The following is a 23,667-nucleotide window of genomic DNA, read 5'->3' as shown; positions in this document are numbered from 1 at the left end:
CCTTAGTAGCGAATTTTCGGGTCGATGAAGGCATACAAGATGTCTACAATCGCATTGAAAATAATAGTAAAACTACCGATTAGAATGGTTAAACCCAATACTAAAGAGTAGTCGCGGTTAAGTGCGCCATTCACAAACAACTTACCAAAACCTGGTAAGCCAAAAATGGTCTCAATCACCACCGAGCCGGTAATAATGCCCACAAAGGCTGGGCCCATGTAAGATACTACGGGCAGTAAAGCTGGGCGCAGCGCATGGCGGACAATAATGTAGCGATATGGCAAACCTTTGGCTTTGGCGGTGCGGATAAAATTGGAGCTTAATACTTCAATCATGCTACCGCGCATAATCCGCGCAAACGAGGCCACGTAAAGCAACGACATACCTAACATGGGTAGAATGATGTATTGCCACTGCCCCCCATTCCAGCCACCTGCGGGTAACCATTGCAACTTAATTGCAAAGATATAAACCAAGGTGGGCGCTAACACAAAGGAGGGCATCACCACCCCGGCCATTGCCGTGGACATAATGCTAAAGTCCATCCAGGTGTTTTGTTTTAGTGCTGCTAGCGTGCCTACAGACACCCCCATCAACACTGTAAAGATAAAGGCAATAGAGCCAATTTTTGCTGACACCGGCAGGGCTTGCGCCACAAGTTCATTCACGGTGTAGTCTTTGTATTTAAATGATGGCCCAAGATCGCCTTGTGCCAAGTTGCCTAAGTAGGAGAAGTATTGCTCCAGTACTGGTTTATCCAAACCGTACTTAGCCTCGATATTGGCTAAGACTTCAGGCGGAAGTGAGCGCTCACCAGAGAATGGACTTCCCGGGGCAAAACGCATCATAAAGAAGGTGATAGTAATCAATACCAATAGCGTAGGTATTGCTTCTAGCATTCGTTTTAAGATGAACTTAATCATTCGATTTTCCAGCTTATGTTTATTGCTGTAATTGAATTAGCGTAGCTAACAACAAAATAAGGCACCTTAAGCATAAGGTGCCTTACAAAAGACCATCAACTATTTGGCAATAATGTATAGATCTTTAGTGTAAATTTTGTCTTCGGCGTTGTTCATTGGGTAGCCACCAACTGTTGGCTTAACCAAACGCGCATTTACGTAGTGGTAGATTGGAGCAAGCGGCATGTCTTGAGCAAGTTGTGCCTCTGCTTGGCGGTAGTTATCGCCACGAACAGCATCATCAACCGCTGTCATAGCTGCATTCATAAAGCCATCATAAGCTGGGCTGTTGTAGAACTGATCGTTATTACCGTTGTTGCTCTGCATTAACGATAGGAAGGTTGAGGCTTCGTTGTAATCACCACACCAGCCGGCACGGGTTACATCGTAGTTACCGTTACGGCGGTTATCTAGGAAGGTTTTCCATTCTTGGTTTTCTAGGTTTACTTTGACACCAAGGGTTTTCTTCCACATAGAAGCTACTGCAATAGCGATCTTCTTGTGGTTTTCACTGGTGTTGTACAACAAGGTAAACTCTAACGGTTTGTCTTTACCGTAACCTACTTCGGCTAGTAGCTCAGCAGCTTTTGCATTACGCTCTTTTTGCGACCAAGTAGCGTAATCTGGGGTATCTACTTGTAGGCCAGCCACTTTTTGGTGTGCAAAGTTGTAAGCAGGTAGCTCACCTTTACCCACGATAAACTTAGCTACTGCGTCACGGTCAATGGCGTAAGACAACGCTTTACGTACGCGAACATCATCAAATGGTGCTTTTTTGTTGTTAAAGCCGTAGTAGTAAGAACATAAGTAAGGCGTTACTTTTAACGAATCTGGCTGCTCTTTTTGCATGCGCTTAAAGTGCTCGTTAGCCATTTCGTAAGTCATGTCAATTTCGCCCGCTAGGAAGCGGTTCATGTCAGTAACTTGGTTTTCAATTGGTAGGTAAGTCACTTTGTTGATAACGGTTTTGTCGTTATCCCAGTAGTTTTCGTTACGCTCCATAACGATTTTTTCATTCACTACCCATTCAGCTACTTTGTAAGCACCGTTACCCACAAAATTCGCTGGTAAAGTCCACTTATCGCCAAACTTTTCAACAGTAGCTTTGTGCACTGGCTTCAGCGTTGTGTGCGACGTCATCGCAACAAAGTATGGCAGGGCTTGCTCTAGTTTAATTTCTAAGGTGTAGTCATCAAGAGCTTTAACTGCTAATTCAGAGGCGTCTTTCTTACCATTGATAATGTCTGCAGCATTTACCATGGTGGTCATTTCTAGATACCACGAATAAGGCGCTGCGGTTTTTGGATCAACCGCGCGTTTGAAACTATATTCAAAATCGTGGGCGGTTAATGCATCGCCATTAGACCATTTTGCATCTTTGCGAAGGTGAAATACGAAGGTAAGGTTATCTTCAGTTTCCCAAGATTCTGCTACGCCAGGTACTAAGTTGCCATCGCCGTCTTGGTTTACTAAACCTTCAAGTAGTTCACGAATCACGTTGGATTCTGGCACACCTTCGGTTTTGTGAGGGTCTAAAGAAGCAGGCTCGGTGCCGTTACCACGTACTAATTCCTGTACAGGGGCAAGTTTAACGCCAGCTGGAACATCAGCAGCAAAAGAGGCAGTGGTGAAAGAACTCAGGATAGCAGCACTAACTAGGCTGGCAGCTAAAGTTTTAGCAGTTTTCATTTTCATCTCCATATTGACACATTTGGCTATAAATAGGCCGTTTGTGAAATTTCCATTCACTTTACATGAATATTAAATCAGTACAATATTCTAATAAAACGCATATCAACGCCAGATGCTACACCCGAATTTAAAAAACAACAAATAATAAGTTACCTTTCACAGCTCGATCAGCGCGATTATTCTCGAAAACAAATAGATTTTTATTGTTAAACCACTAGGTTAAGCTAACCTCTAATAAATTGTTAATAATGATCAGTAATCGTCAGCTTACCTTTAGCTTTAAGCCTTTTGTATTACAAAAGAATATGGTAAAAATTACAACAACTGTTCAAAAATTACACCAATTACTAAATAAAGCTGTAATTATTTAGTGATTTTTTTACATTTGTAACTTAGCAACACATGATCTGGATCAAGTGGTACCACTAAAGGGCTATTATAATCGCTGGTGAAAGTTAATTACTAAACCACTAAAGCGGCTGTAACGGCCCTCGATTTACGGATAAATAAAACAGTATCGGTTTACTAATTAGTTTTAGTTTAAATGAGGAGAACAGGATGCCTGTAGGTAATATTGATGAGTTAAACGCAATGGTTGCTCGAGTAAAGGCAGCGCAAGCTGAATTTGCATCTTACGACCAAGAACAAGTGGACAAAATTTTCCGCGCCGCGTCACTCGCTGCTTCTACAGCACGTATTGAACTAGCTCGTATGGCGGCTGAAGAGTCTGGCATGGGCATAATGGAAGATAAAGTGATCAAAAACCACTTTGCTTCTGAGTTCATTTATAACAAATACAAAGATACTTTAACTTGTGGCGTTATCGAACGTAACGACGAAGGCGGTACTATTACTATCGCTGAGCCAGTAGGCATTGTTTGTGCAATCGTTCCAACCACTAACCCAACTTCTACCGCTATCTTTAAAGCGCTAATCAGCCTTAAAACGCGTAACGGTTGTATCTTCTCTCCGCACCCACGTGCCAAGAACTCAACCAACTTTGCGGCTCAATTAGTATTAGACGCTGCAATTAAAGCTGGTGCGCCTAAAGACATCATTGGCTGGATTGATACTCCTTCTGTTGAATTGTCTAACGCATTAATGAAGCACGACGACATTTCTCTTATCCTTGCAACTGGTGGTCCAGGCATGGTTAAAGCAGCTTACTCTTCTGGTAAGCCTGCAATTGGCGTTGGTGCTGGTAACACGCCGGTAGTTATTGATGAAACTGCAGATGTTAAACGTGCTGTATCTTCTATCTTAATGTCTAAGACTTTTGATAACGGCGTTATCTGTGCTTCTGAGCAAGCGGCTATCATCGTTGAATCTAAGTACGACGAAGTAATGGCACGTTTTGCGAAATACGGTGCAGCAGTACTAAGCAAGTCTGACGCAGATAAAGTACGTAAAGTATTGCTAATCAACGGTGCGCTTAACGCGAAAATCGTTGGCCAACCAGCATACAAAATTGCTGAGCTAGCTGGTGTAACAGTACCAAAAGCAACTAAAATCCTTATCGGTGAAGGCTTAGAAGCGTCTTACGATGACGAGTTTGCTCACGAGAAACTATCTCCTACTCTAGGTGTGTTCAAAGCGAAAGACTTTGAAGACGCGGTTCGCCAAGCTGGCATCGTGTTAGACATCGGTGGTGTTGGTCACACGTCTGTACTTTACACTGACCAAGATGCTAACGCTGACCGTATCGCTTACTTTGGCGACAAAATGAAGACTGCTCGTATTCTTGTGAATACCCCTTCTTCACACGGTGGTATTGGTGACCTTTACAACTTCGAACTAGCACCTTCTCTAACTCTAGGTTGTGGTTCATGGGGTGGTAACGCGATTTCTGAAAACGTGGGTCCAAAACACCTAATCAATAAGAAAATTGTTGCGAAGCGAGCTGAGAACATGTTGTGGCATAAACTACCTAAGTCAATCTACTTCCGTCGTGGTTCATTACCAATCGCAATGGACGACCTAGACGGCAAGAAACGTGCAATGGTTGTTACTGATAACTTCCTATTCAACAACGGTTACATAGACGACCTACGTGCCATCCTTAAAGACAAAGGTATGGAAGTGGAAGTATTCCACGACGTAGAAGCCGATCCTACTCTGTCTATTGTTGAGAAAGGCGCACAAGCTTGTCACAACTACCAGCCAGACGTAATTCTTGCTGTTGGTGGTGGTTCTCCGATGGACGCTGCGAAAATCATGTGGGTAATGTACGAGCACCCAGAAACTGATTTCGAAGACCTATCAATGCGCTTTATGGACATCCGTAAACGTATTTACAAGTTCCCTAAAATGGGTTCAAAAGCTGAGCTAGTATGTATTACTACTACTTCAGGTACGGGTTCAGAAGTAACACCTTTTGCTGTTGTAACTGACGATAAGACTGGCCAGAAGTACCCATTAGCTGATTACGAACTAACGCCTAACATGGCTGTTGTTGATGCTAACCTAGTAATGGATATGCCTAAGTCACTATGTGCCTTCGGTGGTTACGATGCGGTTACTCACGCTATGGAAGCTTACGTTTCTGTTCTAGCGAACGAATACTCAGACGGTCAAGCTCTACAAGCGCTTAAGATGCTTAAAGAATACTTACCAAGCTCTTACAAAAACGGTAAAGCTGACCCTGTAGCTCGTGAGAAAGTACACAATGCTGCTACTATCGCTGGTATCGCGTTTGCTAACTCTTTCCTAGGTGTTTGTCACTCAATGGCTCACAAACTAGGTGCTGAGTTCCACGTACCACACGGTTTAGCTAACGCATTATTGCTAACTAACGTTATTCGTTACAACGCAACTAACACGCCAACTAAACAAACTGCGTTCTCTCAGTACGACCGTCCTAAAGCACGTGCTCGTTACGCTGAAGTTGCTGAGCACTTAGGTTTCCGTGAAGGTAACACTGAAGACAAGCTAAACGCATTGTTAACTTGGTTAGACGAGCTTAAAGTTGAAATTGATATTCCATTATCAATTCAAGCTGCTGGTGTAAACGAAGCAGACTTCTTGGCTAAAGTTGACGAGCTAGCGGTTGACGCGTTTGATGACCAGTGTACTGGTGCTAACCCACGTTACCCATTAATCGCTGAGCTTAAGCAAGTTCTACTTGATTCTTACTACGGCCGCCCGTACGTAGAAGCAGAAGAACGCGAAGCTGCTGCTGCTAAAAAAGCACCAGCAAAAAAAGCGACTAAAGCTAAAGCTTAATCGTTAAAAAGCGCTGAATACTAAGGCTCCGTTTACGGGGCCTTTTTTTTATTTTCATTTTCGCGCTAAGCTTTGTCATACTATGGCAGCTATAATTAGTCGAAGATGTTTGAGGTTAATGTTATGTCGTATTCAAAAGCTATTGCATTTTCAGCTTTGCTATTTAGTAGCACTGGCCTTGCAGAGGTTCTACCCTTTGAGGCTGAATATCGGGCAGACTTCAAAGGCATCCCAATTGCCAAGGGCTACCGCCAACTGATTGACTTGGGTAATGATACCTTTCAGATAAAAAGCATCGGCACTGCCTTGGCTGGCGGCTTAAAGTACGATGATACTTCCCGCTTCACCTATCACCAGCAAGACGTAAAAACCTTAGGTTTTGTGCTCAAACAAAGTAGCCTTTTCTCCACCACTAACGTGACCGGACACCCTGATCGTAAAGGCGGCCTAATCGTTGACGTAGATGGTGAAAGACACCATTTTGAAGCGCCAGACAACGTGCACCAGTTAATGGATGCGGCGGGGTTCTCGGTGCAGTTACAAAACGACTTAAAGAAAGGCCTAACGGATTTAGACTATCACTACAATGTGATTGATGAAGTGGATAACTATCGCTTCACTGTAGTCGCCGAAGAAACCGTAGAAACCATACTCGGCACCTTTGAAGCGCTAAAAGTGGAGCAGAAAAAACGCGAAGGTCGCAGCACTTGGTTGTGGTTAGCGCCAGAATTAGATTATCACTTAGTAAAAGCAGAAATTATCCGCAATGGTAAAAGCTGGGCCACCTTAGAAGCCACCCGAATAGACATTGTTGAGCCAGATAAGCCAATGCTAGCTAAGCAACCGGCTAAGAACCAAATAAAACTGAGCAACTAAGCAACTCAGTCCACTAAAGCCCTTGTTTACACACAGGGCTTTTTGCTTTCAGCACTTAAGTTCAGCCTTTGTTAGTGGTGCTTCAACGATTGTACTAACGCTGCGCTGTGACTCACTCTCTTGCCAAAACTGCTGTGCTTGTTGGTTTATCCAATCACTAAACTGGGTGATTTTCTCTCGTTTAAAATAAGGCTTTGGCGCAACTAAGTAATAGCGATAACGCGGTTTCACTTCTACATTGCCTAACTTAACCAACAAGCCTTGCTGAATGTACTTCCAGGCTAAGCTGTGCCTCACCAATGCTATCCCCTGCACCGCTAAGGCCCCTTCAATCACTACATGAGCCCCTTGATACAATAAGTTAGCTTTAGGCACACTTGAATTAAAACCAGCCAACTCTAGCCAATATTGCCAGTTCATATCGGGCCTCGCGTCGTCAATGAGAGTGTGCTTACTTAAATCATTTAAACATACCTCTGGGTGCTGCTTTAAGTACAAAGGATGACAAACCGGATATAGGTGGTCGTCCATCAGTTTATCGGCCTGCAAACCAGGGTAATCACCTAATCCATAACGAACACATAAATCCACCCGGTCTTGGCGAAAATCTATCAAGCTGTTTTTTGGCATAAGCATTACCGATAAATTTGGGTGTAGCTGACTAAACTCCCCTAAGCGCGGTACTAACCAATGCTGAGCAAAAGACGGCAGCACCGATAAAGACATGCTGCTGGGATCAGGGTCTAAGCTTACTTGGCGCACCCCATCCTGCAGGCTTCTAAATGCTTGCTTAGCATAGTGATGCAAAGTTTCACCCTCTGGCGTTAGCACCACCCTACGGTGCTGGCGCTCAAACAGCTGCACATCAATCCTTTCTTCCAACTGGCGAATTTGCTGGCTCATTGCTGCTGCACTTACAAATAGCTTTTCTGCAGCAGCTTTAAAGCTGCCCATTTCTGCAGCCAAGTAGAAGTAATAAAGCCCTTGCAAGGGCGGCATTCGCTCACTCACTTAAGTTTTCCTTAACTAAGAGTCAATTTAAGTCGTTTGTCAGTGAATCCCAATATAGCGTACTTTTTAACCGTCAGCAGCAAAGGAGTTTAGAGATGAACATTATCAGCCATACAAAAGCAGACCCGCAACGCCAAGGTTTAACTTCAATTAAACTAAACCTAAGGCTTATCATTGGAAAAATAGATGCTCTACTGTTACGCCGCAAAACCCGTCGCGAGTTAGCCAAACTTCCAGATTACTTATTGAAAGACATTGGTGTAAATCGAGCAGACGCGCTACGAGAGGCGGATAAGTCATTTTGGCAGTCTTAGAGGTACTTAAAATCGAGCAATAGGGGTCTATTGCCAAAGGCTTCGCTAGTCACAGCTTAAAATCATTAGCGCGGCTTGAATCAAGTAATAGCCCCTATTTTAGCTTCTCCCTAAGTATTCTTTTCAACGAAGGCTGCTTTGCTTATCAAGTAAGCTAACAGGCCTTTTGCGCCGCTACTAATATAAGGTGTTGATGTAACATAGCTTTATTTAGCCCTTTCTACTATTGAGTTTTAAACTAATAGAACTTGTTTGCTCCAATGAATTTTCAAGATGTTTTTTGATAATTAATCCGCTAGAATCTGCGCAACTGATCACATTCTTAAGTGGTCAAACCTGAGTCACCGCACAAACGGATTTGAAGTTTTACCTTTATGGATCAAGTACAGTTTCACAAAGTGCCGCCAAACTGCGGAATTAGTCTAAGTATTACCACACGCTTTAAAAAAGCCGCTGACTATAAGGGCTACTGGATAGGCGTAGACAAAAAGAGCTACATTATTTGCCGCCTTAATAGTGCCGACTCAAGTACTGGCATCAACCTTATTAGTGAAGGCTGCGAAGTAAATGCTCGCTTTCACTGGGACGGTAAGCTCATCGCCTTCCGCTCTGAAATTGTGGCTCTAATTAATGAACCGGCACGCTGGATGATTTTACAATACCCACAAAACGTTATGTCTATGCCACTGCGTAAATATGACCGTTATGAGTGTTATCAGCCAGCAACTTTACACCTTGATTCCAAGCATGTATTGCGCGGTGTATTAAAAGACATCTCGGAGCGTGGTTGCAAGTTTGTGCCAAGCGCCGCCAACAAGTTCAACATTAGTGTATTAAAAGACAAGAACTTACAACTACAAACCCGCTTTCCTAAGCGCGATGAGCCAGTGATTCTTACCTGCCAAGTAAAAAATACCCCTAATGAGCGAAATGAATTTGCACTGGGCTGTCAATTTGTTCAAGATTACGAGCTTGTTAATCAGCAAATTGAATATCAACTTGTTGATAAAGCCTACGAAAAGAAAATACAGAGCATTGCTTGAGCAAACCAATCAATAGCATTTTAATCACTGGGTGTAGTAGCGGCATTGGCCTTTATTGCGCTCAAGAGTTACAACAGCGCGGCTACACTGTTATCGCCTCTTGCCGTAAAGCTGAGGATGTGAAAACACTACAAGAAAGTGGCTTGCAATGTGTTGTATTGGATTTAGATAACCAAAGTTCTATTGAACAAGGCTGGCAACAAGCGCTTACCTTGGCTAATGGTAAAATAGATGCTTTGTTTAACAATGGTGCCTATGGCCAACCCGGCGCACTGGAAGATCTGCCCACTCAAGCACTACGCCAACAGTTTGAAACCAATCTATTTGGCTGGCATCACTTAAGCCGTTTAGCAGTCGCTCATATGCTCCAGCAGCAACACGGGCGGATTATTCAAAACAGTTCGGTACTTGGCTTAGTTGCCATGAAATATCGCGGAGCCTACAACGCCAGTAAGTTCGCTCTAGAAGGCTACACCGATACCCTGCGTTTAGAATTAGCCGACACCCCCATTCAAGTCTCATTGATCGAGCCTGGCCCAATAACCAGCTTGTTTCGAAAAAATGCCAAAGCTGCTTTTGAACAACACATTGATGCCAACAACACTCGGCACCAACATGCTTACCAACAAACTCTGCAGCGCCTAGAGCAAGAAGGACCAAGCAGCAAATTTACCCTGCCCGCCAGCGCTGTATATAAGGCGCTAGTTCATGCCCTCGAAAAGCCTCAAGCTAAAGCACGCTACTATGTTACCTTTCCGACTCACTTGTTTGCTTGGCTACGCCGAATACTGCCAGTATCGCTACTCGATAACGTCCTTAAAAAAGGCTAAAGCTAGGGGCTATTGAACTTTCGCGGTTAAATTTTGTTCGAGGAAAAATCGTTTTAGGCGCGGTAAGGCTTGTGTAGCCTAGCATTCTAGGTAAATGCGCCTTAACAAAGCATAAAACAATTTTAGCCGCCCCCTTCGGGCAGGGTTTGTGGCTTATTTCTACTACGTTATCAGCCTCTCATGTAGGCTAGCTACACTTTGAAGCCTCTGTCTTGTATAAATAAGCCACAAATTGCTGCAAAAGTCAGCTCGAAAGGTCAACAGTCTCTTGTCACCACTTAAGCGACTCATGCTAAAGTAGTTTTCTGTTCCTAAGCATGGATAAACTATGAAACCTTGGCTTAATCGCTTAAGCACTTTATTGCTGCTGTTTTCTAGCAGCCAAATAGCTGCAGAACCCTCTCTTTGGTTAGCCAGTAAAGACCAGCAGCAGCTCTACTTGTTTGGCTCTATTCATCTAGGCAGCGAAGCATTTTATCCCTTGCCTAAACCCTTTATTGATGCCTATGAACACAGTGAGCGTTTAGTGATAGAAATGGACGTATCGTCTATTTCAAGTAGCGACCAACTGTTATTACAGCACGCTAGCCAGCTGCCTAATGGTGAAAACCTTGCAGATAAAATAAGCCCAGACTATTTAGAGCAACTTGAACTGCGTAGCCAACAGCTTGGGATCTCACCTTCTATTTTTAACACCATGCAGCCCTGGTATGTAGCGGTGGTACTGAGCCAATTACAAATGCAGGCGCTAGGCTTTGAGCCTGAGTTGGGACTTGATTTGCACTTTATTCAACGAGCGCAACAAAGTCAGCTAGCCATACATCAATTAGAGAGCTTTGCCGATCAAATAGAAGCCTTAAGTAGCTTAGCTAGCATTCAAGTTCCGTTATTAGAGCAAACCTTAGATGACTTTGAGCAAGTCCCTAGTTTGTTCAACCAACTAGTTAGCCACTGGAATAACGGCGAAAATCAAAAGCTATTGGCGTTACTTAACGATGACCCTATGTTTCAACACGACGCCGAATATGTATTAGATAAGCTGCTATTTGAACGCAACCGTAAATGGATGCAACAACTTACCGGCCTAAGCAATACCAGTTTTGTGGTAGTAGGAGCTATGCACTTATATGGAGAACAGGGTTTGCTCGATGAGCTTAAAAAACTCGGTTACTCAATCCGTGAAGTTGATCCGGCGACAAATTGACCAACATCAATTTGACTTTTACTTGAGCAAATTATGCTAAATGCTCCTACTTAAAAGGAGGTTTAGCAATGGAACTTTGGTTAGATTTACTCTTTGGCAATAGCATTGGATTAATGTCGATTACGGTGATAGCCACCACCATTGCTTTGATGGGCTTTTATACGTTTTATTTCTTGAAAAAAATCCGCCAAAGCGACCCTCAGCAAAAATAAGCCTACGCAGCGGTTGCACCGCTGCCTGCTCTCATCTATAAAGAAGGAACTTCGTTGTTCAGGAGTTCTTTTATGTCTGATGAATTTGATCTATTCCAGCAGGAAGTGGCTGGAATAAAACCCTTAAAGCAAGATGCCGTGGTATCGGCTGGCGATAGCCTTAACGAAGCCGCAAAACAAGCAAGGCAACAGGCCGCTGCTGAACACATGGCAACATCTCAAGATTACCTTTCTTTAGAGAATGTGACCTTACTGCACCCCGACGATGTGGTGTCTTTCAAAAAGTCCGGCTTACAGCAGGGAGTGTTTAAAAAACTACGTTTAGGTAAATATGAAATTCAAGCCAAGTTGGATTTGCATAAATTTCGCCTAGAAAAAGCCCGTAGCGAGATCATTAGTTTTATTAAACAGTGCCAACAACTCAATATCCGCAGCGCCTTAATCATTCCGGGCAAAGGCCACAACAGTGATCCACCCGCCTTACTAAAAAGCTACGTGAGCCAATGGTTACCACAAATAGATGCAGTGCTGGCCATTCATAGCGCCCAAACAATGCACGGCGGCACTGGCGCCATATACGTACTACTTAAAAAAAGTGAGTTACAAAAACTCGATAACCGTGAGCGTCACGCTCGCCGTTTAGCCTAAGCTAGGAATCACTATGACTAAGCAAACTGCTTATCAACAGCTCTGTGAGCACTTTAAACATTTGTCTAAGCTCTCTCACCTAAATTCAATTTGTGGCTGGGATCAAGCCACTATGATGCCAGATGGCGGTAATCAAGCACGGGCCGAAGCTTTAGCAGAGCTGGCAGTTATCATTCATGAAAAATCCACTCGCCCAGAAATGGAAGAATGGCTGCAACAAGCCGCGCAGCAAAACCTGAACCCCATTCAGCAAGCGGCGCTACGTGAAATGACCCGCAGCTGGCGCAACCAAACCGCCCTTCCTGCTGATTTAGTTAAGGCTAAATCACTGGCCACTGCGCATTGTGAGCATGCCTGGCGTGACCAGCGCGGTGCCAACGATTGGAAAGCCTTCCAAGTTAACTTACAAGCGGTAATGCAACTGGCCATTGAGGAAGCGCAGATTCGCGCCGATAAAACCGGCTTAAACCCTTATGATGCGATGCTTGATTTATACGAGCCTGGCATGCAAATGCAGCGCTTAGATAAAGTATTTGGTGAGCTGCAATCTTGGCTACCGGAGCTGATTACTCAAGTAGTCGAAAAACAAGCCAACTGGCCAGCGCTAAGCCTTAACGGCCCCTTCCCTAGCGAGCAGCAGAAAGAGCTAGGTTTAGCGGTGATGGAAAAACTACAGTTTAACTTTAAACACGGTAGATTGGATGTAAGCGCTCACCCGTTCTGTGGCGGAGTGCCCAGTGATGTACGTATAACCACGCGTTACGAAGATGAAGATTTCACCCGTTCATTAATGGGCATTGTGCACGAAACAGGTCACGCAAGGTATGAACAAAACCTTCCGCTAGATTATCTTGATTTACCGGTGGGACAAGCACGTTCTATGGGTATACACGAGAGCCAAAGTTTATTCTTTGAAATGCAATTAGGCCGCAGCCAAGCCTTTGTTGAGCAACTATTACCCTTAGTTAATCAGCACTTATGCCAGCAGAAGCCAATGCAACTTGAAGAACTAAAGCAGCACTATTTAAGTGTTAAGCCGGGTTATATTCGAGTAGACGCCGATGAGCTGACTTATCCTGCCCATGTTATGTTGCGTTACGAGCTAGAGCGCGACCTAATCAACCAAAATATTAAAGTGGCAGATATCCCTGAGTTGTGGGATAAAAAAATGCAACAGTATTTAGGTTTGTCTACCAAAGGAAATTATCGTGATGGCTGCATGCAAGATGTGCATTGGCCAGCAGGGTTAATTGGATACTTCCCTTCTTACTCACTAGGCGCAATGTACGCGGCACAATTTCACGCCGCATTAGTTAAAGCCAACCCCGATACACCGCAAGCGGTGGCAAAGGGTAACTACGATGAAGTATTTGCGTGGCTACAACAAAATATTTGGTCACAAGCCAGTATTTACGACACCGATGAGCTGGTTAGCCGGGCTACCGGGGAAACGTTAAACACCCGCTACTTCGAGCAACACTTGCGAAATCGTTACCTATAAGCTCTATATGACTGCCTGACAAACTTCAGGCAGTTCACTTTTTTATATCGAACTGGTCGCCTCTAAACGTTTCATCAAATCTTGTAGCCATTCCATAAACAAACTTAAACGTTGCGGCAACTGTCGACGTGACGAATAGAGTATCGAGACTGGCATCGGCGGAACTTCAATGGCAGGCAAAATACGTTGTATGGCTCCACTTTTAAGCTGTAAAGCCGCTCCCAAGGCAGGCACTTGAATAATGCCTAAGCCAGCCTCACATGCTGCCATATAAGCATCGGTGCCATTTACTGCCAGCCTACTGGGCATTTCTAATACTTGGCGATGTCCTTGATCAAGGTATTCAAACTCGGCAGCGCTATTGCCCATTTTAGGCGCATAATCGATTAAATAATGCTTGGCCAGTTCGCTAAGCTGCTTTGGTTCGCCATAACGCTGTAAATAGCCTGGGCTGGCGCAGGTGTAGATTTTGTATTGGCTTAAGGGGCGAGCAATTAACTGGCTGTCGCCTAGTTCGCCAACTCTCACTAAACAGTCTACCCCTTCTTTCACAGGGTCTATTTGATAGTCGGCACTGCTTATTTTGATTTTAACCTGTGGGTAACGCTCTAACCATTCGGCTAAGTGAGGCAGCACGATGGTGCTGGCAAATCGGCTGGGCATGTCCACCCGAAGCACCCCGCGTATTTCATCCGCTTGACGAAACTGACTTTCAACTGCATCCAGCTCCCGTAAAATAGACCTACACTGCTGAAGGTAAACCTCTCCGTCTTGGGTAAGCGTAACGCTGCGAGTGCTACGATGAAGTAAGCGAGTAACCAGCGCCTTTTCTAAGGATTGCACCGCATTGGATATGCTCGACTTAGGTAAATCCAGTAAATCAGCTGCTCGAGTAAAACTGCCACTTTGTGCCACCGCAACAAAGCGTTGCATCGCCTCAAATTTATCCATAACCGATCATTGTTTGCCTAAAAGAAACAATGATATCTATTTTAGCGTGTTTTTCACTAACAGTATTTTCTCTATCTTGGATTTCGACGCAGACAGGAGAGACTTTATGAATAACCTACTATTGGTGACTGGCGGGAGCCGAGGCTTAGGGCGCAGTGCAGCTTTAGCCTTAGCCAAAAGCGGAGTGGATATTGTTTTCACTTACCATAATCAACAAGAAAAAGCTGAACAGCTATTGAACGAAATTCGCCAATTTGGGGTAAAAGCTGCAGCCATTCAACTAGATCTTGCAGACAACAGCAGCTTTCCAACTTTTATTAGTACACTTAGGTCAACCTTACAGCAACAGTTTGAACGGGATTCAATCAACTACCTCATTAACAACGCAGGCATTGGCATTCATAGCAGCTTTGCCGATACCACCGAGCAGCAGTTTGACCTATTGATGAATGTGCACTTAAAAGGCACTTTTTTTCTCACTCAAGCCTTATTGCCGATGATTGACACTGCTGGCCGAATAGTCAACATATCTAGCGGATTAACCCGCTTTAGCATGCCAGGCTTTTGCGCCTATGCCATGATGAAGGGAGGGTTAGAGATAATGACTCGCTATTTGGCAGCAGAACTAGGCTACAAGCAAATTAGGGCAAATACTCTCGCGCCAGGAGCGATAGAAACCGACTTTGGCGGCGGAGCTGTACGTGATAACGCTGCACTTAATCAGCAACTAGCAGAACAAACCGCATTAGGCCGAGTGGGTATTGCAGAAGACATTGGTGACGCCCTCTCCATGTTACTCAGCGATCAAGCATCTTGGGTAAATGGCCAGCGAATAGAAGCTTCAGGTGGAATGCTGGTGTAAGGTTTAGCGTGTTAAAGGCTGGCTCAATGTGTGTTGGCCTAGCCTTTAAATAGTCGACTATTATTGCTCTTGAGCATCAAGCAATAACCAATCTTGCGGGTTAAGTTTGGCAGGTGCTTTTACTTCACTAATATCAGAAAATGTCCAAATAAACATAGATTTGAAAAAGGCTTCTTCATTATCTATTTGACCATTTACAGCTACCAGTTTTTTAGGTGGAAGGTTACCAATAACATCACCACCAAAAGCTAAAAGGCTTAGTGAATCCGCGTAGAAATCAACGGTTAATTCAAAAAAACGCGTATTATCAGTAAAACTAGATATTTGAGTATTATCATCACCAGGTGGAGACAATACAGAATTGTGTTGTTGCGCAGTCATAACAGACCCCATTTACGTAATTCAGAGAGTAATTGAGCGTCCCTGTTACATAAATTGACCTACATATTATTAGGTCTAGTCCATCAATATGGGCTGATTATGGCATAAGTAGCTCAATAAAACACCAGCTAAAACTAAATTGTGACCTTTAACCATAAAAACTCACTGTTTAAGGCCAATTCTTGTTCACGTTTGGTAATTTGCCATGCATCAGGCATAATCCTTGGCAACTTCAATTAGCCAGGGTATTAAGCACGCTATGCACAACGCTGAAATTACCGGTTGGGGCAAATGTATGCCACCAGCACGTCTCACTAACCACGATTTAAGTACTTTTCTCGACACATCGGATGAGTGGATTAGTAGCCGAACAGGCATAAAAGAGCGCTGTGTTTCTCATGTAGATATTGCTGAACTCGCCGCTACCGCTGGCTTACAAGCTTTAGCTGCTGCAGGGCTAAAAGCAGAACAACTCGATGCCATTATTTTGTGTACCTGCACCCCTGGCACATCGGTACCTAGCAGTGCCAGCCGTGTACAACAACTACTTAAAGCAGAACAAGCAGCCGTATTTGATATGAATGCCGCTTGCTCAGGTTTTGTTTACGGTATGCAAACAGCCTCTGCCTTAATTCAAACCGGAGCGATGAAACGCATTCTGTTAATCGGTGCAGAGCGCTTAACTCAGCTTCTCGATTGGACTAAGCGTGACACTGCAGTGTTATTTGGTGACGGTGCTGGCGCAGTGATTTTGGAAGCAAACGACCAAGCAGAAAAAGTAGGTTTTTTAGCAGCAAAACTAGGCTGTGACAGCGAGAAGCGTGAAATACTGTTTATTTCAGATTTTGGCACCAACCGCAAGCGTTTCTCTGGCGTAGATACGCTTTACAATTTTCAGTTCGAAGGGCCTGAAATTTTTAAACGTGCGGTAAAAGGCATGGGTGAAGCAGCAAGTAACGTATTAGAGCAGGCTAACATCGCCAACAATGAAGTCGACTTTATTGTACCGCACCAAGCTAACTTGCGAATTATCGATGCCCTCGCCAAACGTATTGATGCTCCCTATGACAACATCATGGTGAATATTGAAAAGTACGGCAATACGTCTGCTGCTACCGTTCCTGTAGCTCTTTGCGAAGCCTTAGAACAAGGTCGAATAAAGCCTGGCGATAACGTATTGCTGGCCGCTTTTGGTGCTGGCCTAACTTGGGGTGCAGCAGCGATTCGTTGGGGACAGCGAGTCACGCCAATAGCGGAATCAGACGCTAGCTTAAGCCCTTGTGAGCAAACAGCTTTAGAAATTTTGGCCCCCGCCATTAAAGGCTGCCAAGAAGCACGCGCCGCTGAAGAATAAATGCATAGTATTTACTAAGCAATGTTCTCTAACAAACAGCCCGCTTAAAGCGGGCTGTTTGCTATCTAAAACTCAAGGTTACCACTGGCGCAAACGGCTCAACCAATGTTGAGTTAGTTCTATCTCACAACTTAAATATTGACTACCCGAACCGCTGCCACTGGCCATCATTAAGCTTTCCCAACTGCACAAAGACTGACGAAACTCACTAAACTCCACTTTGGCTTTTTCTAATGCCTGAACAGCGCCTTTTGCACCCTCACTGATGGACTCTAGGTCCATTGCTTGTTTATGCAGAACTACCAAGCGTTGCCTTACTTGATGGTCAAGCTGAGCGAGGCTGTTCTCCAAACATGTATTTACTTCTGGTTTGGTAGCACGTTGCCAGCATTTACCAATAATGTTTACTTTAGGTTTATTCGCCGACGTGCTTTCTTCACTGGCTTGCGCTTGGCCCATAGCAAATGCCAAGGGCACAAATAACACGAAAAGCTTAGCGATTAAGGTATTCAATGGCGGCTCCATTAGAGGTGAAAGTTATACAAGTTAAGGATCCAAAACTTAGGGCGATTCGGCTCGACTCTGCCACTGGCAAGGCCCGAATATAACCAACAATGGTACGAATAACACCAGCATGAGTGAACCATACATGGGTAGAATTAGTTTCGCCAATTGCAGATAAACGCCTTTGCCAAAAGCCTAGTACACGTTGGCTAAACTCTGCCACGGTTTCACCAGATTGACCAAGGCGATAGCCTTCTAGGTTATCTGCCCAAGCATCCAGTTGATTACGAGGAATATCATTCCACTTGCAACCTTCCCATTGGCCAAAGTTAATTTCTTTCAGTGCATTGTGATATTCAATATCATCTGGCTCGTAAAGGCTTTCTGCCAATTGGCGACAACGTAGCAAAGGGCTGGCACACACTTCTGATACAGAGTATTCAGCCAATAATTTTTGCATTCTTGCTGTGGCCTGTTTCAATTGCTCTGGTTTTGCTGGCATATCTAGCTGGCCATAACAGCAATCGTTGGCAATATCGGGCTGGCTATGGCGCACCAATAACACTCTATTCACAGAATCAGGCCTGTATTAATGGCTGCCAGCAAACTGATGTAAATAGCTACTTCACTTAACTGCTGCTGAGCTCCTAATGTATCCCCCGTATAACCAGCCAGTTTGAGCTTTAGGTAGCGGGCCCACAACAGCGTGACTAGCAAGCAACTTAACAACGAAAAAACTAGCATTCTTAGCTCTAATAAGGCTGCTGGCACCGCAACCCAGCACAGAGCCAAAACAAGCTCTTTGGAACCAATAGATTGAGCAACTGCTTTGGCTTTGCTCGGCTCAGAAGGCTCACGAACGTAATCAAGTTGCCAGATAATAATTACTGCGCTAAAGCGGCTTAAGCTATGTGTTAGCCACAACAGCAACAACAAATCAGTAGGGTTTAGCGCCTGACTAAGACTCAATAAGGCACTAAATTTTATCGCCAATATGCTACACAAACCAAGCACACCGTAGGTGCCCAAGCGTGAGTCTTTCATAATGCTGAGCATTTGCTCTGGCGTATAACCTCCGCCAAAGCCATCACAACAATCGGCAAAGCCGTCTTCATGAAATGCGCCAGTAAGCCAGCAGCTTGCTGCCATAGAGAGCAATATAGCTAAGGGCGCTCCCAATATAGGCATTAATAGCAAGATTAGCCCAGCACTCACTAAACCAACAATCCAGCCAACCAAGGGGAAATACGCCACACATTGGCTGAGGCTTTGGCCGCTGTAACTTACGTTTCTCGGAACCGGGATCCGGCTAAAGAAACTGAGTGCATTAAACACTAGGTTTAGCTCATGTTTGGCGCGATTAATCACGCTCACGACTCACCCCAGCTGAGTCGAACGAGGCCATTTCTTTTAAGAACACCATAGCAGACTCCACCAGCGGGTATGCCAGGACAGCACCACTTCCCTCACCCAAGCGCAGTGCTAAATCCAACAAAGGCTTGGCCTCTAACGCTTCGAGTAAACGTTGGTGAGCATGCTCTGCGCCTTGATGACAAAAAATCATGTATTGCTTTACCAGCGGATTTATTTGACTCGCTACCAGGGCAGCTGCCGAGCAGATAAAGCCATCTACCAAAATAGCGATGCGCCGATGTGCTGCTTCCAGCATCGCTCCCACCATGGCTGCAATTTCAAATCCGCCTACTTTGGCTAGCCATTGCTGTGCGCTGTATTCGCCTTGATGATATTGCATGGCTTGTTGTAATACTGCCGTTTTATGCTGTAAGCCTTGGTCGTCTAGACCTGTTCCTCGGCCAACACAGTCGCTAACATCCAGACTCAAGCAGCCCGCCATAATGGCAGCTGCACTAGCGGTGTTAGCAATACCCATCTCGCCAAAAGCCAACAAATTCGAACCTTCACGTGCAGCTTGGGCAACCCGCTCAGCGCCAACGTCGATTGCTTGAAGGCATTGCTCTTTGCTCATTGCATCGGCATTCAAAAAACTCTTGGTGCCGTTTGCTACCTTGCACAATTGTACCCCTTGCTCAGACAAAAGCTGGCCTACGCCAACATCAACGATCTCGAATTCCAAACCATGTTGACGGCAAAATACATTAACGGCGGCTCCACCATTAACAAAGTTTTGTACCATTTGAGCAGTCACTTCTTGTGGGAAGGCGCTCACACCCTCAAGCGCAATACCATGGTCCGCGGCAAATACAATCATTTTAGGCTGGCGAATTTCAGGTTCTAAGGTCTGTTGAATTTGCCCTATTTGGCAGGCCAAACTTTCCAGTTGGCCAAGAGAACCCTGTGGCTTAGTTTTTAAATCAATCTTATTGATTAAGGCTTCAGCTAAGCCTTGGTCTAGCGCTTCAATGACGAATTTATTATGCAAAATCAATTTCCTAGCAACATAAGTGCAATTGCTTAAGCTTAGCGTGTTTAATATCCAGTTTTAAGAAAAATATCCTAAGAATCGCTAGTAATTTCCTATACTGATGATAAAGGCCTTATAACGAGTGAGGACAGTAGCAATGGATGATAGTGCTGAACTATTCCTGTTTGATGAAGAAGACGATACCGCTACCGAAACCCTAGAGCCAGCTCCCTGGAAGGTGCTAATTGTTGATGACGACAGCGAAATGCATACGGTCACAAAATTAGTGTTAAACAACTTTTCTTATCAAGATCGAAAACTCAGCTTTATTGACGCCTATAACGCTGCCGAGGCTTATCAATTACTCAGTGAACACGGCGATGTTGCGATTGCCTTAGTAGATGTTGTTATGGAAAGTGATGACGCTGGTTTACTGCTTATCGATGATATCCGCCAACGCCTTAACAACCACAAAATAAGACTAATTTTGCGCACTGGCCAACCAGGCTTAGCGCCCATTAGAGAAGTGATTCGACGCTATGATGTAAGCGACTATAAAAACAAAACCGAGTTAAGCGATGTAAACCTAGACACCTTAATGTGCGCCTCCCTTCGTGCCTACCAAGAAATTACCGATCTGCATTCACAACGTAATAACCTGCGTGCAGTTATCAATTCCTCCAGCCATATTGAAAACTGCAAAAACGAACAAAACTTGGCCGCAGGAGTGTTTCATGAACTGCTTGACTTATTAACCCAGCAAGAGGCCAAGCTTACACTTAGTGGCTTGGCCTTGAGTGTTTACCGCTCCAAGCTTAAAGTTCTGCACATCGAAGGAAAGCTGGCCTATTTGGAAGAAGTTCGCAGCTTGCATGAGTTACCAAGCCGAGTTCAGTCATTACTCAACCAAGCTCAGCAAAACCAACAGCATAGTTTTGGCGAGAACAACGCGGTATTTTATTTGCAGAATACCGATAGCGAACCCTTGATGTTCTACTTAGAAGGATGGAGCGATACTCAGCAATTGCAGCTGGAGCCACTTAGCTATTTGATCCAAAGTACGGCTGTGCGTCTAGAAAACCAACACCTACAAAAACAACTGGCTCACGGTCAACTGCGCCTAGTGGAGTTAATTCATCAAGCCATTCAAACCAAACAATATAATACCGAGCAGCTTAGCACTGTTGAGCGCTATTGCTCTAAACTTGCTGCGGCTTATTCGCTAAGCGACCAGCAATGTGAAGTATTAAACCAAGCCGCTAGCTTCTATGACTTGGCTAACCACGGCTTACCCGACGTACTGCTTAGCTGCAATATGTTAAGCCAAGGGAGTTGGCAGCGCATTGCCGAACATTGCGAGCTACCAGAGGCACTTAAAGATCCCGCAGTGCAGCAGCAAATAGACGCAGCACTCACCGTAGCTAATCAAAGCCAGGAAAACTGGGATGGCAGTGGCCGCCCCTTAGGCCTAAGTGGTGAAGCCATTCATATCTACGCGCGTATTGTGGCCTTAGCCGTATATTTAAGTGAACAAAGTGACCAGCAAGGAAGTTTGGCTAAGCTTGATTTAGCCAATAACCCACAGTTTGATCCTCAACTAACCACATTTATGGTTAAACACATGTTAAATCCTGATTAATAAGGCCAATTTGGCCAAACTATCACCAAGTTTCAGCTGCCTTATCGGCAGCTTCTTGTTACACTTCGCCCTTAGTCAAATTTGAGGTTTCCCTGTGTTAGTTTGCCCCTGCGGTAGCGGCAACGATTTTCTTCAGTGCTGTCAGCCCATCATCAACGGTGATTGCTTAGCGACAAGTTGTGAGCAGTTAATGCGTTCTCGCTACACCGCGTTTACGCTGGGAGATGCCAATTATTTATGGCAGACGCACCATCCAGACTATCGACAGGGCAACGCCCCACAACCTTCAACTAAAGAAGATTTAGGGCAATGGGAAAAGCTACAAATTACCTTTAGCTGTGACTTTAAAGATGGCCAGGCAGGCATAGTGGAGTTTAAAGCCCATTATCGCGAACAGGGTCAACGACAAATTTTGCACGAGCGCTCTAACTTTAAGAAGGTTAAAGAGCGTTGGTTTTATACTGATGGAGAATTCGCCCCAAAAGCCTTGGCGCGTAATTCAGCTTGCCCCTGCGGAAGCGGCAAAAAGTTTAAACAGTGCTGTAATAAATCTTAACTTTAAAACTGAATAAATCGAAAACACAATGGAAAGAAAAATTCTATTAACCGAATGCCCAGACGCAAAAGGTTTAATCTCAAGCATTACCAACATATGTGCTAAGCACCAGCTTAACATTATCAAAAACAACGAGTTTGTGGACAACGATGCCAATCGCTTTTTTATGCGTACGGTATTAGAAGGCTACTTTAACGACCAAACCTTACTCGCCGATTTAGATGGTGCTCTGCCCTCTGGCAGTACTCGCCGTTTAGAAAGTGCTGGGCGCAAACGCATCGTTATCATGGTAACTAAAGAAGCTCACTGTTTGGGCGATCTACTAATGAAGGCCGTTTACGGTGATATGGATGTAGAAATTGCCGCTGTAGTGGGTAACTACGATAGCCTGCGCAACTTGACGGAAAAGTTTGATATTCCTTTCCATCATATTAGCCATGTAGATTTAAGCCGTGAAGAGCATGAGCAACAAGTTATTGAGGTAGTGCAACAGTACCAACCAGACTACGTAGTACTCGCCAAGTACATGCGTATTCTAACGCCAGCTTTTGTAGAAGCCTTCAACAACAAAATCTTAAACATTCACCACTCATTTTTGCCTGCGTTTATTGGTGCTAAACCTTATAAACAAGCTTACGACCGAGGCGTAAAAATCATTGGTGCCACAGCTCACTTTGTAAACAATGATTTGGACGAAGGGCCAATTGTAGAACAACACGTTATTCATGTTGATCATACTTACAGCGCCGAAGAAATGGCCAAAGCTGGCCGAGATGTAGAAAAAGCGGTGTTGAGTAAAGCACTGCAACAAGTACTGGATGAAAAGGTGTTTGTATACGGAAACCGTACCGTGGTGTTTCGTTAATTAAAGTACTTAACGCTAAGTGGCTTTGAGTAATCGAAGCCACTTAGTAAGTTGTACATGTCACTCCCCTTCACTTCTTTATCTATTTCTTGCTGCGGATCAGGCTTAGCCACTTGGTGCTTTATCCGGCTTAACAAATCCACGTTGTTCATTACCTCGTGAGGTAAACCGTCAACACTGTCTTCTGCACACGCTGCATAACCGCCAAGCGCTTGCTCTAAGCGAATTCGCGAAGGCTCTCCAGCTTGCAGGTGCTTGCTCCAATTGGCTTGCACTGGAAACTCATCATCTAGCGCTTTAAGAGCACGAGCTTGAGCCAGTTGAAACTTATCACGTAAATCTTGCTGAACTTGCTCATAGTTTTGCTTTTGCATTGAAAACTGAGCTTGGTCACACACGTTTTGACTAAGCATACTGAGTAAAAGATGAAAGCGAGCTTGATCACCATGCAAGGCACTTTGGTTAAGCGTATCGCCCAACTGCAGTTCATCACATAAGCTACTTTGTCTAATTTGCTCAACTAACATATCGCTCCTCCATTACCTTTATAGCTATCGGAAAAGCTGGCTAAAACTTTAACAAATATCGGCTAAATGCACAGATAATAAGCAAACAGTAATCAGCCAATCAAAATGTCGTTTTTTTTGCTTTACAGCT

The 23,667-nt window shown here is 44.4% G+C and carries 24 protein-coding genes; 14 read left to right on the top strand and 10 right to left on the bottom strand.

The window, feature by feature from the left end; translation table 11 throughout:
- Positions 1-2: 2 nt before the first annotated feature.
- The gene (gene oppB / locus K5609_RS06890; protein WP_221076528.1) at positions 3-923 is read right to left on the bottom strand and encodes an oligopeptide ABC transporter permease OppB; all 921 of its coding nucleotides are present in this window, start codon (positions 921-923) and stop codon (positions 3-5) included.
- Positions 924-1,022: 99 nt separating this feature from the next.
- Entirely contained in the window at positions 1,023-2,651 is a 1,629-nt protein-coding gene (locus tag K5609_RS06885) for an ABC transporter substrate-binding protein (protein WP_221076527.1), read from the bottom strand.
- 561 nt (positions 2,652-3,212) lie between these two features.
- Between K5609_RS06885 and adhE the strand changes: the two genes are divergently transcribed.
- Both adhE and K5609_RS06875 read left to right on the top strand, forming a co-directional pair.
- Positions 3,213-5,876, top strand: coding sequence for a bifunctional acetaldehyde-CoA/alcohol dehydrogenase (gene adhE, locus K5609_RS06880; protein ID WP_221076526.1), 2,664 nt, complete (start codon positions 3,213-3,215; stop codon positions 5,874-5,876).
- A 123-nt stretch (positions 5,877-5,999) separates the two neighbouring features.
- A complete protein-coding gene (locus tag K5609_RS06875) occupies positions 6,000-6,752 on the top strand; it encodes a DUF3108 domain-containing protein (RefSeq protein WP_221076525.1) in 753 nt (250 codons plus the stop codon).
- A 48-nt stretch (positions 6,753-6,800) separates the two neighbouring features.
- Here K5609_RS06875 and K5609_RS06870 read toward each other — a convergent pair whose 3' ends face one another.
- Entirely contained in the window at positions 6,801-7,763 is a 963-nt protein-coding gene (locus K5609_RS06870; protein WP_221076524.1) for a LysR substrate-binding domain-containing protein, read from the bottom strand.
- A 95-nt stretch (positions 7,764-7,858) separates the two neighbouring features.
- On the opposite strand from K5609_RS06870, the gene K5609_RS06865 reads away from it, so the two are divergent.
- The 7 genes from K5609_RS06865 to K5609_RS06835 all read left to right on the top strand — a co-directional run bounded on the left by K5609_RS06865 (position 7,859) and on the right by K5609_RS06835 (position 13,515).
- The gene (locus K5609_RS06865; RefSeq protein ID WP_221076523.1) at positions 7,859-8,077 is read left to right on the top strand and encodes a DUF1127 domain-containing protein; all 219 of its coding nucleotides are present in this window, start codon (positions 7,859-7,861) and stop codon (positions 8,075-8,077) included.
- A 374-nt stretch (positions 8,078-8,451) separates the two neighbouring features.
- Positions 8,452-9,120, top strand: a complete 669-nt coding sequence (locus tag K5609_RS06860) for a PilZ domain-containing protein (protein WP_221076522.1) — start codon at positions 8,452-8,454, stop codon at positions 9,118-9,120.
- Positions 9,117-9,950 (top strand): SDR family oxidoreductase, encoded by an 834-nt coding sequence (locus K5609_RS06855; protein WP_221076521.1) that lies wholly within the window; start codon positions 9,117-9,119, stop codon positions 9,948-9,950. Before K5609_RS06860 ends, K5609_RS06855 begins: the two co-directional genes overlap by 4 nt.
- Before the next feature lie 328 nt (positions 9,951-10,278).
- A complete protein-coding gene (locus K5609_RS06850) occupies positions 10,279-11,154 on the top strand; it encodes a TraB/GumN family protein (RefSeq protein ID WP_221076520.1) in 876 nt (291 codons plus the stop codon).
- 68 nt (positions 11,155-11,222) lie between these two features.
- Positions 11,223-11,366 (top strand): DUF3149 domain-containing protein, encoded by a 144-nt coding sequence (locus K5609_RS06845; protein WP_221076519.1) that lies wholly within the window; start codon positions 11,223-11,225, stop codon positions 11,364-11,366.
- Between the two features lie 72 nt (positions 11,367-11,438).
- On the top strand, positions 11,439-12,014 hold the full coding sequence (gene smrA / locus K5609_RS06840; protein ID WP_163132650.1) for a DNA endonuclease SmrA: 576 nt from the start codon (positions 11,439-11,441) through the stop codon (positions 12,012-12,014).
- Between the two features lie 13 nt (positions 12,015-12,027).
- Positions 12,028-13,515, top strand: coding sequence for a carboxypeptidase M32 (locus K5609_RS06835; RefSeq protein WP_221076518.1), 1,488 nt, complete (start codon positions 12,028-12,030; stop codon positions 13,513-13,515).
- A gap of 42 nt (positions 13,516-13,557) precedes the next feature.
- Here K5609_RS06835 and K5609_RS06830 read toward each other — a convergent pair whose 3' ends face one another.
- Positions 13,558-14,466 (bottom strand): LysR family transcriptional regulator, encoded by a 909-nt coding sequence (locus K5609_RS06830; protein WP_221076517.1) that lies wholly within the window; start codon positions 14,464-14,466, stop codon positions 13,558-13,560.
- Positions 14,467-14,572: 106 nt separating this feature from the next.
- Here K5609_RS06830 and K5609_RS06825 point away from each other — a divergent pair, with 106 nt between their 5' ends.
- The gene (locus K5609_RS06825) at positions 14,573-15,328 is read left to right on the top strand and encodes an SDR family NAD(P)-dependent oxidoreductase (RefSeq protein ID WP_221076516.1); all 756 of its coding nucleotides are present in this window, start codon (positions 14,573-14,575) and stop codon (positions 15,326-15,328) included.
- 60 nt (positions 15,329-15,388) lie between these two features.
- Here the strand turns inward: K5609_RS06825 and K5609_RS06820 are convergent, their stop codons facing one another.
- The gene (locus tag K5609_RS06820) at positions 15,389-15,709 is read right to left on the bottom strand and encodes a hypothetical protein (RefSeq protein WP_221076515.1); all 321 of its coding nucleotides are present in this window, start codon (positions 15,707-15,709) and stop codon (positions 15,389-15,391) included.
- 259 nt (positions 15,710-15,968) lie between these two features.
- On the opposite strand from K5609_RS06820, the gene K5609_RS06815 reads away from it, so the two are divergent.
- Complete coding sequence (locus tag K5609_RS06815; RefSeq protein ID WP_221077215.1) at positions 15,969-17,063, top strand: ketoacyl-ACP synthase III; 1,095 nt, start codon at positions 15,969-15,971, stop codon at positions 17,061-17,063.
- Positions 17,064-17,141: 78 nt separating this feature from the next.
- Here the strand turns inward: K5609_RS06815 and K5609_RS06810 are convergent, their stop codons facing one another.
- The 4 genes from K5609_RS06810 to cobT are packed head-to-tail and all read right to left on the bottom strand — an operon-like array spanning position 17,142 to position 19,968.
- Entirely contained in the window at positions 17,142-17,576 is a 435-nt protein-coding gene (locus K5609_RS06810) for a lysozyme inhibitor LprI family protein (RefSeq protein ID WP_221076514.1), read from the bottom strand.
- A complete protein-coding gene (locus K5609_RS06805) occupies positions 17,557-18,141 on the bottom strand; it encodes a histidine phosphatase family protein (RefSeq protein ID WP_221076513.1) in 585 nt (194 codons plus the stop codon). The genes K5609_RS06810 and K5609_RS06805 overlap by 20 nt, the downstream gene beginning before the upstream one ends.
- Positions 18,138-18,941: an adenosylcobinamide-GDP ribazoletransferase gene (locus K5609_RS06800; RefSeq protein ID WP_221076512.1), complete on the bottom strand. Its 804-nt coding sequence runs from the start codon at positions 18,939-18,941 to the stop codon at positions 18,138-18,140. The genes K5609_RS06805 and K5609_RS06800 overlap by 4 nt, the downstream gene beginning before the upstream one ends.
- Positions 18,928-19,968, bottom strand: coding sequence for a nicotinate-nucleotide--dimethylbenzimidazole phosphoribosyltransferase (gene cobT / locus K5609_RS06795; RefSeq protein ID WP_221076511.1), 1,041 nt, complete (start codon positions 19,966-19,968; stop codon positions 18,928-18,930). The genes K5609_RS06800 and cobT overlap by 14 nt, the downstream gene beginning before the upstream one ends.
- A 139-nt stretch (positions 19,969-20,107) precedes the next feature.
- Here cobT and K5609_RS06790 point away from each other — a divergent pair, with 139 nt between their 5' ends.
- From K5609_RS06790 to purU, 3 genes are all read left to right on the top strand, one after another.
- Positions 20,108-21,589 (top strand): DUF3369 domain-containing protein, encoded by a 1,482-nt coding sequence (locus K5609_RS06790; RefSeq protein WP_221076510.1) that lies wholly within the window; start codon positions 20,108-20,110, stop codon positions 21,587-21,589.
- Between the two features lie 94 nt (positions 21,590-21,683).
- Positions 21,684-22,145 carry a YchJ family protein gene (locus K5609_RS06785; RefSeq protein WP_221076509.1) on the top strand — a complete coding sequence of 154 codons (462 nt, stop codon included), beginning with the start codon at positions 21,684-21,686 and terminating at the stop codon, positions 22,143-22,145.
- Positions 22,146-22,173: 28 nt separating this feature from the next.
- Positions 22,174-23,010, top strand: a complete 837-nt coding sequence (purU, locus tag K5609_RS06780; RefSeq protein ID WP_221076508.1) for a formyltetrahydrofolate deformylase — start codon at positions 22,174-22,176, stop codon at positions 23,008-23,010.
- Here the strand turns inward: purU and K5609_RS06775 are convergent.
- The gene (locus tag K5609_RS06775; protein WP_221076507.1) at positions 23,007-23,537 is read right to left on the bottom strand and encodes a VC2046/SO_2500 family protein; all 531 of its coding nucleotides are present in this window, start codon (positions 23,535-23,537) and stop codon (positions 23,007-23,009) included. The genes purU and K5609_RS06775 overlap by 4 nt on opposite strands.
- Between the last annotated feature and the right edge of the window lie 130 nt (positions 23,538-23,667).

The sequence above is a fragment of the Agarivorans aestuarii genome (assembly GCF_019670125.1).
Lineage (GTDB): Bacteria > Pseudomonadota > Gammaproteobacteria > Enterobacterales > Celerinatantimonadaceae > Agarivorans > Agarivorans aestuarii.
The sequence above is the reverse complement of the archived record's forward strand: the minus strand, read 5'-3'. Positions and strand labels throughout refer to the sequence as shown.